This is a genomic window from Gemmobacter sp. LW-1, assembly GCF_001303875.1.
GTDB lineage: Bacteria > Pseudomonadota > Alphaproteobacteria > Rhodobacterales > Rhodobacteraceae > Gemmobacter > Gemmobacter caeni.
Genome location: NZ_LJSC01000041.1, coordinates 20162 through 36291, shown reverse-complemented (window position 1 = coordinate 36291; position 16130 = coordinate 20162). Strand labels below are relative to the sequence as shown.

Below are 16130 nucleotides of genomic sequence, written 5' to 3'. Positions count from 1 at the left end.
CCCGCCGAAGCCGTAATCGACGTAACCGCCGGTGCGGACGATGGCGAATTCGACCTGCCCGTCGCTGCTGACACCATAAAGCGCACGGTGCTGGATCTGCTCGATCCCGTCCAGGGTGGGCTTTCCTTCGTAAACCGCCACCTTGCCCAGCGAGCCGACCTTGGTGCCACGGGTATAGGCATTGTCGCCATCGAAGGGCAGGCCATCCACGCTGAACGTGTCGCTGTCGCGGTTGTAGCTGACCTTCGTCACATAGCCGTTGCCGCTGTCGCCATCGGTGGAGGCCGTACCCCGCGCCTCGTACCGGACGATCCGCTTATCCGGTTTGGGGCTGGCGGTGCCGGGAGGCAGCTCGCGGTCGCTGTCAATTCCGCCATCGGTCCCGCCGTCCGTGCCACCATCGGTGCCCCCGTCGGTCGGGTCCTCGAACGGGCTGCCGCTACAGGCAGACAAAAGCAGAAGCGCGGCAAGCGCCGTACGAAGCTGAGACATGATAACGGTCCTGTGACACTGCTGCGTTTTTCTTTCGAGATTTTCCAAAATCCCTGTAAAGTCAACGAGTTTCGCACCGTTCATCACTTTGGATGAAGGCTGCGGCATCTCTGCACCACGCATCATCCGGTGGGTTATATGCGGGGCTTCGCCCAGATATAGTGGTTTCCGACTCATACGAAGGACCACACCATGCCCCTGACCCCTGAACAGCAAGCCGAGATCGACGCCCTGCGTGCGACCCCGCGCCCTACCCTTCGCGCTGTCTCCGAAGGGATGGAGGCCCATCTTTACCGGGCGCATCAGGTGCTGGACCACGGCTTTGTCCGGGTGATCGACTATATGGGCGACGATGCCGCCATCGTGCAGGCCGCGCGGGTCAGCTATGGCGCGGGCACGAGGAAAGTGAACGACGACAGCGGCCTGATCCGCTATCTGATGCGGCACTGGCATTCCACCCCGTTCGAGATGTGCGAGGTGAAGCTGCATGTGAAGCTGCCGATCTTTGTCGCGCGCCAGTGGATTCGCCACCGCACCGCCAATGTGAACGAATACAGCGCCCGCTATTCGATCATGGACCGTGAGTTCTACATCCCGACCCCTGAACATCTGGCCGCGCAATCGACGGTCAACAATCAGGGCCGTGGCGCCGTGCTGCAAGGCGATGAAGCGGCGCGGGTGCTGGAAATCCTGAAATCCGATGCCGCCCGCAGCTATGACCATTACGAGGAAATGCTCAGCCAGGACGGCCAGCAGGGCCTTGCGCGCGAATTGGCGCGGATGAACCTGCCCGCCAATATCTATACGCAATGGTACTGGAAGGTCGATCTGCACAACCTGTTCCACTTCCTGCGGCTGCGCGCCGACGCCCATGCACAATATGAAATTCGCGTCTATGCCGAGGCGATTGCGAAAGTGGTGGCCGACTGGGTGCCGGTCGCGTTTGGCGCTTTCGAGGATTACCGCATGGGCGGAGTCACCCTGTCGGCCAGGGCCATCGCCGTCCTGAAGCGTCGCCTCGCGGGCGAAACAGTCGCGCAGGAAGACAGCGGCATGAGCAAGGGCGAATGGCGCGAGTTCACCGAGGTCTGGGGCTGACCCCCGACCGGGCGCCACCTCCCCCGGGCCGGTGGCGCCGTCCAGTTTCCTGTCGATTCCCCTTGCACATGGCTCACCCTGCCCTATTGTCGCCCGCACCTCGGGGGGCCCTACTGGGCTGAGATGCGGCAACGCGGACCCGTTGAACCTGAACCGGTTAGAACCGGCGGAGGGAAGGTGCGTGGCCCGGCCATACTCCCGTCTCCGCCCGTCGCAGATAGGAGAATGACGATGAAATCTCTCAAATTTGCTGCGGGTCTCGCTTTTGTCGCCACATCCGTGGCGGCAGAGACCCCGGTACTGAACGTGCTGACCTATGACAGCTTCGTATCCGAATGGGGCCCCGGCCCGGCCATCGAAACGGGCTTCGAGGCCGAATGCAGCTGCGATCTGCGCTTCATACCGGCAGGGGACGGTGCCGCGCTGCTGGCGCGCGTGCAACTGGAAGGCGCAAGGACCGATGCCGACGTGGTTCTGGGTCTGGACACCAACCTGACCGCCGCGGCCCGCGAAACCGGCCTGTTCGCGCCACATGGTCAGGCCCCCGAACTCGACCTGCCGGTCGCCTTCGAAGATGCGAACTTCGTGCCCTACGACTGGGGCTGGTTCGCCTTTGTCCACAACCGCACATTGGATGCACCGAAGAACTTCCGTGATCTGGCGGGATCGGACCTGAAGATCGTCATTCAGGACCCGCGTTCCTCCACCCCCGGTCTGGGCCTTTTGATGTGGGTGAAGGCGGCCTATGGCGACGAGGCGGCGCAGGTCTGGAAGGATCTGGCCGACAATATCGTCACCGTCACCCCCGGCTGGTCCGAAGCCTATGGCATGTTCCTTGAAGGCGAGGCGGATATGGTGCTCAGCTACACCACCTCGCCCGCCTATCACCTGATCTCGGAACAGGATGACAGCAAGACCGCCGCCGTCTTCGACGAGGGCAATTATATGCAGGTCGAAGTGATGGGCAAACTGGCCGCTTCCGACCAGCCTGAACTGGCTGACCGCTTTATGGCCTATATGCTGTCGGATGCGGCGCAGGCGGTGCTGCCGACGACGAACTGGATGTATCCGGCCCATGTGCCGGCCGAAGGGCTGCCGAAAGGGTTCGAGACACTGGTGCAGCCGACCAAATCGCTGCTGCTGGGCGCGGATGAGGCCGAGGCGCTGCGCGCCCCGGCACTGGAAGAATGGCGCGCCGCGCTGGCGCGCTGATTGCGGCGGGGCTGGCGGCGCTGACGCTGGGCCCCGTGGCAGTCGTTCTGGCGCAAGCCGGGCGCGGCGGGGTCGGCACAACCGATCTGGCCGCATTGCGCTTTACGGTAACGCAGGCCGCGCTTTCCGCGCTGGCCTCCACCGCCTGTGCGGTGCCGCTTGCCCGTGCTTTGGCCCGCCGCCGCTTTGCCGGGCGCAGGCTGATGATCACTGCGCTGGGGGCACCCTTCCTGTTGCCGGTCATCGTGGCGGTGCTGGGCCTGCTGGCGGTTTTCGGCCGCGCCGGTCTGGTGAATGACGGACTGCGTCTGTTGGGTCTGGCCCCCGTCTCGATCTTCGGGCTGGGCGGCGTGGTGCTGGCCCATATCTTTCTGAACATGCCGCTGGCGACGCGAATGCTGCTGCAAGGCTGGCAGGCCATTCCGGCGGAACGCCTGAGGCTTGCCGCCAGTCTCGATTTCAGGCCCACCGATTTCTGGCGCCATATCGAGGCACCGATGCTGCGCGATGTGCTGCCCGGCGTGCTGCTCGCGGTCTTTGCGATCTGCCTGACCAGCTTTGCCGTGGTGCTGATTCTGGGCGGCGGTCCGGCGGCCACTACCGTGGAACTGGCAATCTATCAGGCGATCCGGTTCGAGTTCGACCTGCCCCGCGCCGCCACGCTGGCCCTGATGCAGGTGGGTACCTGCGGGCTGGCGGTGGCGCTGGCGTCCTTCTTCACCACGCCGGGCGGATTCGGCGCCGGCCTCGACCGTCAGGCCGATCTGCCCGCGCCCGGCGGCTGGCGGCAGCTGATCGACTTTGGCGCCATCGGGCTGGCGGCGTCCTTCCTCGCCCTGCCCATCGGCGCAGTGGTGCTGCGTGGCGTTCCCGGCCTTGCCAGCCTGCCCGCAGGGGTCTGGCCCGGCCTGCTGACCTCGCTGCTGGTCGCCCTCTGCACCGCACCTCTGGCCGTTTCTGCCGCGCTGGTGCTGGCGCTGGCCCGCGCCCAAGGGGCCCGCTGGCTGGAGCCGGTGGCGATGCTGCCCATGGCCGGATCACAGCTTGTTCTGGGTACCGGGCTATTTCTGCTGGTCTTTCCGTTCGTGGCGCCGCCCGACCTGGCGGTGCCGGTCACCATTCTGGTGACCGCGGTCATGGCGCTGCCCTTCGCCTATCGCATCCTTTTGCCAGAGGCGCGCGTGCTGGTGGCAGATTATGGCAGGCTGGCGGAATCGCTGGGCCTGCGTGGCTGGGCCGCGCTCCGCCTGCTGATCCTGCCCCGCCTCCGCCGCCCGCTGGGCTTTGCGCTGGGATTGACCGCCGCGCTGGCGGTTGGTGACCTGGGCGTCGTCGCGCTGTTCGCGGCAGAGCATGGGGCGACCCTGCCCCTTGTGATTTCCCGCCTGATGGCCGCCTATCGGATGGAGGCGGCGGCGGCGGCGTCGCTTTTGCTGGTGATCGCGGCCTTCGGCGTGTTCTGGATATGTGACAGATGGGGGCGCGCCGGTGCTGAGCTTTGAGAATGTCACGATTCAGCAGGACGATTTCAGCCTGGTCGCCAACTGGCAGGCCGGGCCGGGCCAGCGTATCGCGGTCATCGGCCCCTCTGGGGCCGGAAAGTCGACCCTGCTGAATGCTCTTGCAGGCTTCATACCGCTGGCGTCAGGTCATATTCGCTGGGAAGGTCAGCCGCTGGACGAGCTGACGCCGGGCAGGCGCCCGCTGTCGATCCTGTTTCAGGATCAGAACCTGTTCCCGCATCTGACTGTGGCGCAGAACCTTGGCCTCGGGCTTGACCCCTCGCTGCGGCGCGTCGACTCGGCGGCGGTTGACCGGGCGCTGGAGCGGGTCGGGCTGGGGGGGTTGGGCAACAGGCGCCCCGCCGCGCTGTCGGGCGGCCAGCAAAGCCGCGCTGCGCTGGCCCGCGCCTTGCTGCGCGCCCGGCCGATGCTGCTGCTGGATGAACCCTTCGCCGCGCTTGGCCCGGCCCTTAAGGCCGAAATGCTGGCGCTGGTCGAAGAACTCGCGGGTCCGGCGCTGGTCCTCATGGTCACGCATGACCCCGAGGATGCGCAGCGCTTTTCTTCGCACACCATTCTGGTGGCTGATGGTGTCGCCGCCCCCCCTGCATCAACGGAAGCGCTATTCGCCAATCCGCCACCTGCGCTGGCCCGCTATCTCGGCACATGAAAAAGCCCCGCAGTTTCCTGCGGGGCTTTTCGTTTCTCAGGCGCCAGATCAGACCAGCTTCTTGCCCTTAACCTTGGCCCAGAGCCGCTTGTTGGTCAGGTAAAGCAGCGTCGAAAGGCCGATCAGGAACAGAACGGCGACAAAACCCATCTGTTTGCGCGCCATCAGTTTCGGCTCGGCGGTCCACATCAGGAAGGCCGACACGTCTTCCGACATGGCGTCCACCGTCGCGGGATGACCGTCGATATAGGTCACCTGATCATCCGCCAGCGGCGGGGGCATCTTGATCCAGCCGGTCGAGAAGGCGTGGTTCTCGTAATAGGTCTCGCCCGCTTCTTCCTTGGTCTCGCCGGTATAGCCGGTGAGAATCGCATGGATGTATTCCGGGCCGCCGATGCCGTTGAACAGCTGGCTCAGACCCGTGCCGTAAGGGCCGTGGAAACCCGCACGCGCCTTGGCCATCAGGCTGAGGTCAGGGGCACCCGCGCCGGTGTTCGGCGGGAAGTGATCCGACGGGACCGCCTCACGCTCTTCGCCGGTGTCCTTGTCGACCACCGAGAAGTTCTTGGCATAGGCACGGACCTGATCATCGGGAAGCTGCGGGCCGCCCTCGTCCGAAAGCGTGCGGATCGACACATATTTCAGACCGTGGCAGGCCGCACAGACTTCGGTGAAGACCTGAAGACCGCGCTGGAGCTGGTTCTTTTCGAACTTGCCGAACGGACCTTCGAAGGAGAAGGCGACATCCTCGATGTGGCCGCCGCCACCGGCAGCCATGGCGGCGCCGGAGGTGATGGCCAGAGCCGAGATCGCGCTGATTGCGATTTTGCGAAGCATCTCAGTTACTTCCTTTCTCTCACTCGGCCGCGTGCGGATAATGGGCCTTGAAGTCTTCCTCGATGGTCGCCGGGATGGCCAGCGGCTTTTCGATCACGCCAAGAAGCGGCAGTATCACGAGGAAGTAGGCGAACCAGTAGGTCGCAGCGATGAGCGAGATCCAGTCATAGGGGAACTCGGTCGACTGGGCGCCAACCCACATCAGGACCATGAAGTCGACGCAGAGCAGCCAGAACCACCATTTGAACATCGGACGATACTTGCCCGAACGCACCGACGAGGTATCGAGCCAGGGCGCCAGCGCCATGACCGCGATCGCGCCGAACATCGCCAGCACGCCGAAGAACTTGGCGTCCACGATGCCGAAGGTGATGAACTGAACGAACTGCACCGCCCAGACGTCCGAAGTGAAGGCACGCAGGATGGCGTAGAACGGCAGGAAGTACCATTCCGGCACGATATGCGCAGGCGTCGCCAGCGGGTTCGCCTCGATATAGTTGTCCGGGTGGCCAAGGTAGTTCGGCATGAAACCGACGATGGCGAAGAACACCACCAGAATCACGGCCAGCGCAAACAGATCCTTGATGACGTAGTAGGGCCAGAACGGAACGGTGTCTTTCTTCGCCTCTTCCTTCGACCCGCGGCGCACATCGACCCCGGTGGGGTTGTTGTTGCCGGTGGTGTGGAAGGCCCAGATGTGCACGGCGACGAGGGCCGCGATCACGAAGGGCAGCAAGTAGTGCAGCGAGAAGAAGCGGTTCAGCGTGGCGTTATCGACAGCCGGTCCGCCCAGCAGCCAGGCCTGGATATCCGGCCCGATGCCCGGAATGGCGCCGAACAGGCCGGTGATCACGGTCGCGCCCCAGAAGGACATCTGCCCCCAGGGCAGAACATAGCCCATGAAGGCGGTGCCCATCATGCAGAGGTAGATCAGCATACCGACGATCCAGGTCACTTCGCGCGGCGCCTTGTAGCTGCCGTAGTAGAGACCCCGGAAGATGTGCAGGTAAACGGCCACGAAGAACAGCGAGGCGCCGTTGGCATGCAGATAACGCAGGGCGAAGCCGCCGTTCACGTCACGCATGATGTGCTCGACGCTGGCGAAGGCCAGATCGACATGCGGCGTGTAGTGCATCACCAGCACGATGCCGGTCACGATCTGCAATGCAAGGCAGAAGGTCAGGATGATGCCCCAGATCCACATCCAGTTGAGGTTCTTCGGGGTGGGGATCATCAGCGTGTCATAGGCCAGCCCGACAATCGGGAGGCGCGAATGCAGCCACTTTTCGATGCCCGTCTTGGGCTCGTAATGGTCGTGCGGAATTCCGGCCATCGGTGTCTCCCTCAGCCCAGCTTGATGGTGTTCGGATCGGTGAACTGCGCCACCGGCACAGGCAGGTTACGCGGCGCGGGCCCTCTGCGGATGCGGCCAGCCGTATCGTAGTGCGAGCCGTGGCAGGGGCAGAACCAGCCGCCGAAGTCACCGGCGCCATTGCCCAGCGGCACGCAGCCGAGGTGGGTGCAGACGCCCATCATCACCAGCCACTCGCCCGCTTCGTCCAGCGTGCGGTTCTGGTCGGCGGCATCGGCATCCGGCTTATTGGCATTGTCGGCATGGGGATCGACGAGATCGGTCAGCGCAACGGCGCGTCCGGCGTCGATCTCTTCGGGGGTGCGGCGGCGGATGAAGACCGGCTTGCCAAGCCATTTCACGGTGAGCTGCGAGCCCACAGCCACATTGGAGACATCGACATGGATCGAGGCAAGGGCGCGCACGTCAGCCGAAGCGTTCATCTGGTTGATCAGCGGCCAGACCGCCGCGCCGGTAGCGACGGCGCCGGCACCAGCCGTTGCATAGTACAGGAAATCCCTGCGGGTGCCTGCGTGATCTTCTGCGTGGGACACGAGATCTTCTCCCTCTCAAGGGCCGCCTCATGCGACCCATGCAAATCAGGGGCGGCGGTCGCCCGCAGCCGTGATGGGCGGGTTTTAGCCAAGCGCCCCCGTCACGTCCAGCGGTCATAGGCGCGCAGGCCCCGGTTTGATGCGGCATTTTCGCATCATTCGCCCCTCGCAATGCCACAATGCCTGCGACACGGGCGCGTGAACTGCCTGTTACATCGGCACGTTAGGCAGGCGCGCAAGTGGCGGAGGCACCGATGATCAGGCCCTTCTGGAAATTGCTCGGCCGTGTCCAGCTGGTGCTGGCAGCTCTGTCGCTGAGCCTGATTCTCTGCGAACCGGCGGCGCGGCGCTATGGCGACCGGCTTCAGATCGCGCTGCCGGTCGTGGCCCTGGCCTGTGCCGCAGCGGATGGCCGGGCGGGCGAGCTGCTTCTGCGGTTTACCGGGGTGCTTGCCGTTGCGCATGGCACCAAGCAACTGCTGGGCAACACGGCGCTGAACCGGCGGCCCGGCGGTGGCAGCCATGGCTTCCCCTCGGCGCATACCGCCGCTGCCGGTTTCGGCGCCAGCGCGCTGCTGCATGACTGCCTGCCGCCGCATCCGGTCGCCCGTGCGGTGGTGGTGATCGGGGCGGGTTTTGTGGGGGCCTCACGCATTCAGGCGCAGGCCCATGACATCTGGCAGGTTCTGGCCGGGGCCGTTCTGGGCTGGCTGGGAGAACGCGTGCTGCGCCGCGACAGCCACGCACGCCGCACCGTGATCCGATGGCTTGGCAGCCTGCGCGCCGCCTGCCGCCGCAGCCTCTGGTCGCACCTGCCTTCCAGAACCTAGAAGCCCTTCGAAATCAAACCGTTGACGGGCGCGTCGCCAGCATCGAGGCCCGGCCGGAAAACTCGGCCTCCCAGGCGGCGAGATGCGGATGCGCTGCGCGCCACGGTCGGTCAGAATGCCGGAAGTCCAGGTAGGCCAGCGCACAACCCAGGGCGATCTGGCCCATGTCCAGCGGCCCGGCCAGATGACCGGACCACCGCCGTTCGGCCGCATCCAGCGCACGGGCGATCTTGGCCCACTGCCCTTCCACCCAGTCGGGATGCCGCCGCTCCTCGGGCCGCACCCGCGATTCGTAGACCATCAGGATCGCGGCATCGAGGATACCGTCCGCTGTCGCTTCCAGTGTCAGCACCTCCCACAGGGCGGGCGCAGGCGGGTAAAGCCCTGCGGTGCCCAGATCATCCAGATAGCGACAGATCACCCGGCTGTCATAAAGCGCCACCCCCTCGTCGGTTTCCAGCGCTGGAATCTTGCCCAGTGGATTGCGGTCCACCGGCATGGACCCCGGATCAACCGGCGTGCCCTGCGCCGCCACCAGTTCGACCCTTGGCAGCAGCCCGGTTTCGTGCAGCAAAACCATGACCTTACGCACATAGGGCGAGGTCGGGGAATGAAACAGCCGCATGATCCTGTCCTCCGGTCGGCGATTCGACTTCAGGCAGCATAGCCCCGCGATTTCGCGTTGGAACCTTTCCCGCTTCGGTGCAGGCTGTCACTTATAAGGGAGGATGCAATGACCGAAACCGTAACCGCGCTGGATCTGGAGCCCGAAAACCCGCTGCCCGACGACATCGCCGCCTATTTCGGCAAGTGTCAGGAAAAGCTGGGCATGATCCCGAATGTGCTGCTGGCCTATGCTTTCGACGCGGAAAAACTGCGCGCCTTCAGTGCGATGTATAATGACCTGATGCTGGCACCCTCGGGACTGACCAAGGCGGAACGCGAGATGATCGCGGTCGCCGTTTCGGCGCAGAATGCCTGCGTCTATTGCCTGACCGCCCATGGCGCGGCGCTGCGCCAGCTTTCCGGCGATCCGGCGCTGGCGGAAACCGTGGCGCAGAACTGGCGCGTGGCCGATATCTCCCCCCGGCAGCGGGCCATGCTGGCCTTCGCGGTGAAGCTGACCAACCATCCCGCCGAAATGGGCGAGTCCGACCGGGCCACCCTGCGCGCCGAAGGCTTCAGCGATGCGGATATCTGGGATATCGCCGCCGTCGCCGCTTTCTACAACATGTCGAACCGGCTGGCGGCGGCGGTTGAGATGCGGCCGAACCCCGAATATCACGCCATGGCGCGCTGAAATGAAAAAGACCGCCGGGTTTCCCGCGGCGGTCTTTCCAAAGCGATGGCTTGGCGCCAATCAGCCCTGACGGGCCTTGTAGCGCTTCTGGGTCTTGTTGATCACATAGACCCGGCCTTTACGGCGCACAACCTGACAGTCGCGGTGACGCGTCTTCAGCGAGCGCAGCGAGTTCTTGACCTTCATGGGTCGTCTCCTTATCGCGGCGCGCGTGCGCCTTCTTGCCTTGTGCCCCTTGCGGGACGAAAATGGTGGGCGGTACTGGGATCGAACCAGTGGCCACTACGATGTCAACGTAGTGCTCTACCGCTGAGCTAACCGCCCTGACTTGCCCCTGCCGCAGCCTTTGTAAAAACAAAGGACGCGGGCAGAACCGCGTCGTGGAGGGGTCTATAAAGAGAGTCGCAGCGGTGTTCAAGGGGTTTCGACAACAGAAAAATCCGCGCTATACCTTTTGACATGATCCACCGGACCGAAACCGAAGCCTATGTCCTGAACACCCCGCAGATCGGGCGGGGGCCGCTGGTATTTTCATCGCCGCATAGCGGCCGGGCCTATGATCCGGCGTTTCTCGATAACATTCTGCTCGATTCATCCCAGATCCGCAGCTCGGAAGACGCCTTTGTCGACGAGCTTATCGGCACGGCGCCGGCAGCGGGCATCCCGCTTCTGGCGGCGCGGGTACCACGGGCGTTTCTGGATCTGAACCGGGGCAGCGACGAACTTGACCCGGCAGTGATCGAGGGAATCGGCCGGGCGGCGCATAATCCGCGCGTCAGTTCCGGGTTAGGGGTGATTCCCCGTGTGGTGGCGCAGGGTCGCAATATCTATCGCGGAAAGATTTCCCTGGCCGAGGCGGAAGCACGCATCGCGCGGCACTGGCATCCGTGGCACGACCAGTTGAAGACACTGCTGCGCGAGGCGCATCTGGGCGCGGGGCAGGCCATCCTGCTCGACTGGCATTCCATGCCACATGAGGCGATCGAGGTGCATTCACGCCCCGGCATTGCCCATCCCGAGGTCGTGCTGGGCGACCGTTTCGGCGCTTCTGCGGCGCGCGAGGTAACGGATCGGATCGAGGCCGCCTTCCGCCGCGCGGGCCTGCGGGTGGTCCGCAATGCACCCTTCGCCGGGGCCTATATTGCCCAGACCTATGGCCGCCCGTCGCAGCAGCAGCATGTGGTGCAGATCGAAATCGACCGCGCGCTTTATATGGACGAAACAGCGATCCGCCGCAGTACGGATTTCACCGCCTTCCGGCAGGTGATCGGCGGCATCATCACCGAACTCGCGGGGGCATTCCGCCGCCCCGGCGGCGCGATGCCACTGGCAGCGGAATAGCGCCGTCCGGCCTCAACGTTCAGGCGGCAGATGGTCGCGCAGCCAGTCGGCGGCAAATTCGACACCGTTATCACAGCCACAAAACCGGGCGAGGCGATCCAGTTCCGCCTCCAGCCGCGCGCGGCGTCCCGTCCCCATCGACACTCCGGCCTCGGGCCAGAAGGCACGGACCGCCAGCACGCCCCGGTCGCGCTGCGCCCTGGCATCCACACGCCCCACCAGCCGTGCGCCCTCCAGCACCGGAAAGACGTAATAGCCGAACCGCCGCTGCGGCTCGGGCACGAAAACCTCGATCCGGTAATGAAACCCGAACAGTCGCTCGGCCCGCTTGCGGTCGCGCAGGGCCGGATCGAAGGGCGAAAGGATGCGGAGGCGCCCCGGCGGTTCGGGCGGGTCGAACTGCGGCAGATCGGGACGGGCCAGATGGGTGCGCAGACTGCCATCGGCCCCTTCCACCGCGACACGAATCGCAGCGCCCGAGGCCAGCGCGGCTTCGGACCAGACCTTTGCCTCATCCGGCGTGACAGCAGCCCAATAGGCCGCCAGCTCGCCCGGTGTTGCAAAGCCCAGCCGGTCCAGCGCGGTATTGCAGGCCCAGTCGATAACCGCTGCATCATCATGCAGGTGGGCACGCCATTCCGCCGGGATCACCCGCTCGGTCAGGTCATAAACCTTGCGGAACCCCTCGCGCCGCGTCACCGACAGCTCGCCCACGCGCCACAGATATTCCAGCGCCGCCTTTGACGGATGCCAGTCCCACCAGCCACCAGACCCGCGCGCCTCCCCCTCCCCCACATCGGCCGAGGTGACGGGACCATGATCGGCAACCCGTGCCAGCACCTCGTCAAACTTCTCGTGGAATCCCGCGCGCTGCCAGCCGGTCCAGCGCTGCACCAGACGGGCGCGATCCTGTTCAAACCGGCGCCGCCAGAACGGAAACCACGCCACCGGCAGGATCGAGGCATCGTGGGTCCAGTGTTCCCACAGCAGCCGGTCACGCTCCATCAGCCGGGCCAGCGCCTCGGGGCGATAGCTTTGACGCCGCGCCCACAGGATCATGTGATGCGCCCGCGATACGGTGTTGATGCTGTCCACCTGCACGAACCCGATCCGGGTGATCAGTTCATGCAGCGCCGCACCACTGGCCACACCTGACGGCGCCTCGGCCAGCGCATGACGGTCCAGAAAAATGCGCCGGGCGCGGGCGTTGGGAACAAGCGGGAGCTGAGACATGGCCGCAGGTTAGCAGCAGGCGCGCCACAGACAAGCCAGAGAACCCCGCGCCCGTGTCTGTTCCGCGCTGCATTCCGGCTTGCCACAGCAATTATGGATTGCAGCAGGCGAAGCGCCACCCAGGCGCCCAAGCACAGACTTGCCGCAATGGTTCGATTTCTACGGTAGCCGCATCCTGAGCCCGGCCTGACCCGACAGGGCGGCACGGCCCTCAGCGGCGGTCACCGCCTCTTGTGCCACTCCTGCCCACAGACTAAGTTCACGCCCCAAGGTTGTATCTTGCCAGTAGGAGGCCGTGCATGTGTCTGTTGTGTGTGCTTGGTGCCAAAAGTCCGGGTGAAGGGGATGATGGCCCCGGCGCAGAGATTCCCGCGCCCCCCGCAGGCAGCTCGCGCGCCCTGCTGGCCTATCTTGAGCACCCCAGCGCGCGCTGGAACGCCCTCACGGATCTCAAAACGCCCGTTGTCGTGACCTATTCCTTTCTGTCTAAAAAGGAATTGCCCTCACTGTCCGACGTCAACCCCTACGACAGTGACCGCTATATTCCGTTCAACGCGGCACAGCGCGAAGAATTCCGTAAGGCCGCCGACATCGCCATGAAAACCGCCGGGATCCTGCTGGTTGAAAGCGAGTCCGGCGGGGCGATGATCGACATTTACAACTCCATCAGCACCAATCGCTATGCGGGCTGGGCCAATTATCCTTGGGTTGACGGCTCGTTGCCAAGCGGCGGGGATCTCGTGCTGGATTTTCCGCAGAACACCAGTTACGCGCCCGGAACCTTCGCTTTCGAGGTGATGCTGCATGAACTGGGCCATGCTCTTGGTCTGAAGCACCCGTTCGAAGGCTCGGTCACCCTGCCGGGTCAGCATGACAACAGCAGCAATACCCTGATGTCCTACACGCAAAGCGGGAACAGTTTTTTCTCAAGCTACCGCTCCCTGGATACTGAGGCGCTTCAGAAGCTTTATGGCCAGCCACTGAACACGAAAGGCTGGCAGGTTGAGGCGGACGGCTTCGGCGTAAGTCTGAAAATGAGCAGCCGCTCGGAGTTCTTGCTTGGCCCCATTGGCCAGAGCACCCTGTCGGGCATGGGCGGGAATGATACGATCATCGGCGGCGGGGAGGATGATGTTCTCCGGGGTGGTCGTGGCGCTGACGTCCTGACAGATACGCAGGGCAGGCTCTATGGCGAAGGTGGGAACGACAGCCTGACGGGCGGCTGGGCGGACGAGTTACTGTTCGGCGGCGCGGGCAGTGACACGCTGCAAGGCGGCTCGGGTTCGGATCTGCTCCGCGGCGGAACGGGCGACGACCACATTACCTCGGACAGCGGTCGCTATGATTACGGGGATGATCTGCTTCATGGTGACGGCGGAAATGACACGCTCATCTCGACCTCGGGGAATGACATCCTGTCGGGCGGCGCGGGCGATGACCGGCTGGAGATGATCGGAGGCAATTCCACCCTGCTCGGGGGATCGGGCGCCGATGTGCTGGTCGTCCGCAGGAACAGCATTTACGCTGAGGTGAGCGGCGGTCGGGGGGATGACGTGCTGCGCCTGAGCGGCTGGGACCATGTGGTGATCATCGATCCGGCGCGGGACAAGGGTATCGACCGGATCATGGGCTTCGACACAGGGACCGACTCGATCCGTATCGACGGCGAGGCTGAGCCGGTATTCAGCCGCTATAGTGGTCGCAAGCTGGAAATCACCATCGGCGAGGCGCATCTGCGCTTCACCGATCTGGTCTGGGCTGACCGCGATCAGATCGTCTTCGTCTGACCGGCGCCGGGCTTACAGCCCGGCTTCCGACGCGATTTCGGCGCGCGACTTGCGCGCGCGTTCGGTCGCCGATTTCAACTGGCCACAGGCCGCCATGATATCCTCGCCGCGCGGGGTACGGATGGGGCTGGCGTAACCGGCCTTGTAGACGATGTCGGCAAAGGCCTCGATCCGCTCCCAGTCGGAACGCTCATAAGGCGCACCGGGCCATTCGTTGAAGGGGATCAGGTTGATCTTGGCCGGAATGCCCGCGATCAGCTTCACCAGACGTTTTGCATCGGCATCGCTGTCGTTCACGCCTTTCAGCATCACATATTCAAAGGTAATGCGTTCGCTGTTCGACAGGCGCGGGTAGTCGCGCAGCGCGTCCAGCAGGGTGGCGATATTCCATTTCTTGTTCACCGGCACCAGACGGTCACGCACCTCGTCGGTGGTGGCGTGGAAGCTGATCGCCAGCAGACAGCCGATTTCCTCGGCCGTGCGGGCGATTTCCGGCACGATGCCGCTGGTGGAAAGGGTGATGCGGCGACGCGACAGGCTGATGCCTTCGCCATCCATCACCACCTTCATCGCGTCGCGCACATTGTCGAAGTTGTAAAGCGGCTCGCCCATGCCCATCAGCACGACGTTCGACACCAGCCGCGTCTCATCCTTCGGCGCACCCGGCACCGGCCATTCGCCCAGATCGTCGCGCGCCACCATAACCTGACCGACGATTTCCGCCGCTGTCAGATTGCGCACCAGCTTTTGCGTGCCGGTGTGGCAGAACGAACAGTTCAGCGTGCAGCCAACCTGGCTGGAGATGCACAGCGTCCCACGGGTTTCCTCGGGAATATAGACCGCCTCGACCTCGTGCCCGCCCGCGATGCGCAGCAGATATTTCCGCGTACCATCGGCTGACACTTGCCGCGTCACGACCTCGGGCACCGAAATCTCGAAATGCTCGGCAAGCAGCGCGCGATAATCCTTCGCCAGATTGGTCATGGCGGCGAAGTCGCGCACGCCCCAATGGTAGATCCATTGCCAGATCTGCCCGACCCGCATCTTGGCCTGCTTTTCCGGCGTGCCCGCCGCAATCAGCGCGTCGCGCAACTGATCGCGCGTGAGGCCGACGAGATTGCGCAACCCGCCCTCAGGCAGTTTGCGCGGGATGGTCAGCACGTCCTGCGTGATCGGGGCGACGGCAGCGGGAGCCTCGGGCATGGGATTCGGGGCGTTCATGGCAACGGATTCCTTCGGATGAAGGGGGTTCATACAGGAAATCGCCGCCTTTGCCAAAGGGGCTTGGGCGACGAAACGCAAAAGGCCGCCCGAAGGCGGCCTGCGGGGGACCAGATCACCGCTTTACTGGCAGCGTTTGGCCGCATCGTCCATCGCTGCGGTGAAGCCGCGCAGCGAGAACGTATCCTTGGTCTGCGTCCCGCGCCCGGACCGGGCCGAAAGAATGGCACTGTTGCCCTTCTTCATCGCCGCAAGGATGGACGCATCCTGTTCCGGCGCGGCCCAGGCGAATTCGCCATCGGTGAACAGATCGAAGGTCGTGCCGCCAATATCCACCGTTACGGTCGATCCGCTGGCGAAAGGATAGCCGCCGGTGAAGCTCACCTCGCCCCGACCACCACCGCCTGCGCGATAGGTGACGAACAGCAGGATGTCGCCACGGCGAGCCGAGACAGGCTTGCCGTCCCGGCTGTTCACCGTTTCCTTGGGAACCGAAACGCCCCAGCATTCCTTGGGCTTGCCATCCTTGGGTTCCACGAACACAGACCAGTCGGTCTGAACCGCAACCTGGTTGGTCGATTCCTGCGCCTGCGCTCCGGTCACCGCAACGAATGCCAGCGCTGCCCCGCCAAGCGTGCGTGCGAGAAGGGATGTCATCTGATACAGCCTCCAGCCGTGTCTTTGCCTCTGCCGCCCCGCCAG

General features: G+C 64.4%; 16 protein-coding genes, 1 tRNA gene, 1 pseudogene and 1 riboswitch. Of the genes and pseudogenes, 8 read left to right on the top strand and 10 right to left on the bottom strand.

Features of this window, described 5'->3' with window-relative positions:
* A pseudogene (locus AO684_RS22015) lies at nt 1-492 on the bottom strand (hypothetical protein); the annotation flags it as partial.
* Nucleotides 493-684: 192 nt separating this feature from the next.
* On the opposite strand from AO684_RS22015, the gene thyX reads away from it, so the two are divergent.
* The 4 genes from thyX to AO684_RS10745 all read left to right on the top strand — a co-directional run bounded on the left by thyX (nt 685) and on the right by AO684_RS10745 (nt 4974).
* Nucleotides 685-1590 carry an FAD-dependent thymidylate synthase gene (gene thyX / locus AO684_RS10760; protein ID WP_054302752.1) on the top strand — a complete coding sequence of 302 codons (906 nt, stop codon included), beginning with the start codon at nt 685-687 and terminating at the stop codon, nt 1588-1590.
* A 91-nt stretch (nt 1591-1681) separates the two neighbouring features.
* A riboswitch (TPP riboswitch) is annotated at nt 1682-1782 on the top strand.
* Between the two features lie 39 nt (nt 1783-1821).
* Nucleotides 1822-2802 (top strand): thiamine ABC transporter substrate binding subunit, encoded by a 981-nt coding sequence (thiB, locus tag AO684_RS10755; protein ID WP_054302812.1) that lies wholly within the window; start codon nt 1822-1824, stop codon nt 2800-2802.
* Complete coding sequence (locus tag AO684_RS10750) at nt 2778-4304, top strand: ABC transporter permease subunit (RefSeq protein ID WP_054302751.1); 1527 nt, start codon at nt 2778-2780, stop codon at nt 4302-4304. The genes thiB and AO684_RS10750 overlap by 25 nt, the downstream gene beginning before the upstream one ends.
* A complete protein-coding gene (locus AO684_RS10745) occupies nt 4291-4974 on the top strand; it encodes an ATP-binding cassette domain-containing protein (RefSeq protein ID WP_054302750.1) in 684 nt (227 codons plus the stop codon). Before AO684_RS10750 ends, AO684_RS10745 begins: the two co-directional genes overlap by 14 nt.
* A 48-nt stretch (nt 4975-5022) precedes the next feature.
* Here the strand turns inward: AO684_RS10745 and AO684_RS10740 are convergent, their stop codons facing one another.
* Genes AO684_RS10740 through petA form a run of 3 tightly spaced genes read right to left on the bottom strand, consistent with a single transcriptional unit; the run spans nt 5023 to nt 7716 of the window.
* A complete protein-coding gene (locus AO684_RS10740) occupies nt 5023-5811 on the bottom strand; it encodes a cytochrome c1 (protein WP_054302749.1) in 789 nt (262 codons plus the stop codon).
* Between the two features lie 19 nt (nt 5812-5830).
* Nucleotides 5831-7144, bottom strand: coding sequence for a cytochrome b (gene petB / locus AO684_RS10735; RefSeq protein WP_054302748.1), 1314 nt, complete (start codon nt 7142-7144; stop codon nt 5831-5833).
* An 11-nt stretch (nt 7145-7155) separates the two neighbouring features.
* Nucleotides 7156-7716, bottom strand: a complete 561-nt coding sequence (gene petA, locus AO684_RS10730; protein ID WP_054302747.1) for a ubiquinol-cytochrome c reductase iron-sulfur subunit — start codon at nt 7714-7716, stop codon at nt 7156-7158.
* Between the two features lie 254 nt (nt 7717-7970).
* On the opposite strand from petA, the gene AO684_RS10725 reads away from it, so the two are divergent.
* Nucleotides 7971-8546, top strand: a complete 576-nt coding sequence (locus AO684_RS10725; protein WP_054302746.1) for a phosphatase PAP2 family protein — start codon at nt 7971-7973, stop codon at nt 8544-8546.
* 13 nt (nt 8547-8559) lie between these two features.
* On the opposite strand, the gene AO684_RS10720 is transcribed toward AO684_RS10725, so the two are convergent.
* Nucleotides 8560-9171, bottom strand: coding sequence for a glutathione S-transferase (locus AO684_RS10720; protein WP_054302745.1), 612 nt, complete (start codon nt 9169-9171; stop codon nt 8560-8562).
* A 108-nt stretch (nt 9172-9279) separates the two neighbouring features.
* Here AO684_RS10720 and AO684_RS10715 point away from each other — a divergent pair, with 108 nt between their 5' ends.
* Nucleotides 9280-9846, top strand: a complete 567-nt coding sequence (locus AO684_RS10715; protein ID WP_054302744.1) for a peroxidase-related enzyme — start codon at nt 9280-9282, stop codon at nt 9844-9846.
* Nucleotides 9847-9906: 60 nt separating this feature from the next.
* On the opposite strand, the gene ykgO is transcribed toward AO684_RS10715, so the two are convergent.
* Both ykgO and AO684_RS10705 read right to left on the bottom strand, forming a co-directional pair.
* On the bottom strand, nt 9907-10032 hold the full coding sequence (ykgO, locus tag AO684_RS10710) for a type B 50S ribosomal protein L36 (protein ID WP_054302743.1): 126 nt from the start codon (nt 10030-10032) through the stop codon (nt 9907-9909).
* A 63-nt stretch (nt 10033-10095) separates the two neighbouring features.
* A tRNA-Val gene (locus tag AO684_RS10705) sits at nt 10096-10170 on the bottom strand.
* A gap of 135 nt (nt 10171-10305) precedes the next feature.
* Here AO684_RS10705 and AO684_RS10700 point away from each other — a divergent pair.
* The gene (locus tag AO684_RS10700) at nt 10306-11187 is read left to right on the top strand and encodes an N-formylglutamate amidohydrolase (protein ID WP_054302742.1); all 882 of its coding nucleotides are present in this window, start codon (nt 10306-10308) and stop codon (nt 11185-11187) included.
* 12 nt (nt 11188-11199) lie between these two features.
* On the opposite strand, the gene AO684_RS10695 is transcribed toward AO684_RS10700, so the two are convergent.
* A complete protein-coding gene (locus AO684_RS10695; RefSeq protein ID WP_054302741.1) occupies nt 11200-12420 on the bottom strand; it encodes a winged helix-turn-helix domain-containing protein in 1221 nt (406 codons plus the stop codon).
* A gap of 299 nt (nt 12421-12719) precedes the next feature.
* On the opposite strand from AO684_RS10695, the gene AO684_RS10690 reads away from it, so the two are divergent.
* Nucleotides 12720-14207: a hypothetical protein gene (locus AO684_RS10690; RefSeq protein WP_054302740.1), complete on the top strand. Its 1488-nt coding sequence runs from the start codon at nt 12720-12722 to the stop codon at nt 14205-14207.
* Nucleotides 14208-14219: 12 nt separating this feature from the next.
* Here the strand turns inward: AO684_RS10690 and rlmN are convergent, their stop codons facing one another.
* On the bottom strand, nt 14220-15410 hold the full coding sequence (gene rlmN / locus AO684_RS10685; RefSeq protein ID WP_054302811.1) for a 23S rRNA (adenine(2503)-C(2))-methyltransferase RlmN: 1191 nt from the start codon (nt 15408-15410) through the stop codon (nt 14220-14222).
* Nucleotides 15411-15551: 141 nt separating this feature from the next.
* Nucleotides 15552-16085, bottom strand: coding sequence for an invasion associated locus B family protein (locus tag AO684_RS10680; RefSeq protein ID WP_054302739.1), 534 nt, complete (start codon nt 16083-16085; stop codon nt 15552-15554).
* Nucleotides 16086-16130 lie beyond the last annotated feature (45 nt).

Excerpts from the sequence above, each read along its gene's own strand:
- AO684_RS10700 (WP_054302742.1), top strand. The coding sequence starts at position 10,306 with ATGATCCACCGGACCGAAACCGAAGCCTATGTCCTGAACACCCCGCAG.
- AO684_RS10695 (WP_054302741.1), bottom strand. The coding sequence starts at position 12,420 with ATGTCTCAGCTCCCGCTTGTTCCCAACGCCCGCGCCCGGCGCATTTTT.
- AO684_RS10740 (WP_054302749.1), bottom strand. The coding sequence starts at position 5,811 with ATGCTTCGCAAAATCGCAATCAGCGCGATCTCGGCTCTGGCCATCACC.
- thyX (WP_054302752.1), top strand. The coding sequence starts at position 685 with ATGCCCCTGACCCCTGAACAGCAAGCCGAGATCGACGCCCTGCGTGCG.
- thiB (WP_054302812.1), top strand. The coding sequence starts at position 1,822 with ATGAAATCTCTCAAATTTGCTGCGGGTCTCGCTTTTGTCGCCACATCC.
- AO684_RS10680 (WP_054302739.1), bottom strand. The coding sequence starts at position 16,085 with ATGACATCCCTTCTCGCACGCACGCTTGGCGGGGCAGCGCTGGCATTC.
- AO684_RS10715 (WP_054302744.1), top strand. The coding sequence starts at position 9,280 with ATGACCGAAACCGTAACCGCGCTGGATCTGGAGCCCGAAAACCCGCTG.
- petB (WP_054302748.1), bottom strand. The coding sequence starts at position 7,144 with ATGGCCGGAATTCCGCACGACCATTACGAGCCCAAGACGGGCATCGAA.
- rlmN (WP_054302811.1), bottom strand. The coding sequence starts at position 15,410 with ATGCCCGAGGCTCCCGCTGCCGTCGCCCCGATCACGCAGGACGTGCTG.
- AO684_RS10725 (WP_054302746.1), top strand. The coding sequence starts at position 7,971 with ATGATCAGGCCCTTCTGGAAATTGCTCGGCCGTGTCCAGCTGGTGCTG.
- AO684_RS10720 (WP_054302745.1), bottom strand. The coding sequence starts at position 9,171 with ATGCGGCTGTTTCATTCCCCGACCTCGCCCTATGTGCGTAAGGTCATG.
- AO684_RS10750 (WP_054302751.1), top strand. The coding sequence starts at position 2,778 with ATGGCGCGCCGCGCTGGCGCGCTGATTGCGGCGGGGCTGGCGGCGCTG.
- AO684_RS10690 (WP_054302740.1), top strand. The coding sequence starts at position 12,720 with ATGTGTCTGTTGTGTGTGCTTGGTGCCAAAAGTCCGGGTGAAGGGGAT.
- ykgO (WP_054302743.1), bottom strand. The coding sequence starts at position 10,032 with ATGAAGGTCAAGAACTCGCTGCGCTCGCTGAAGACGCGTCACCGCGAC.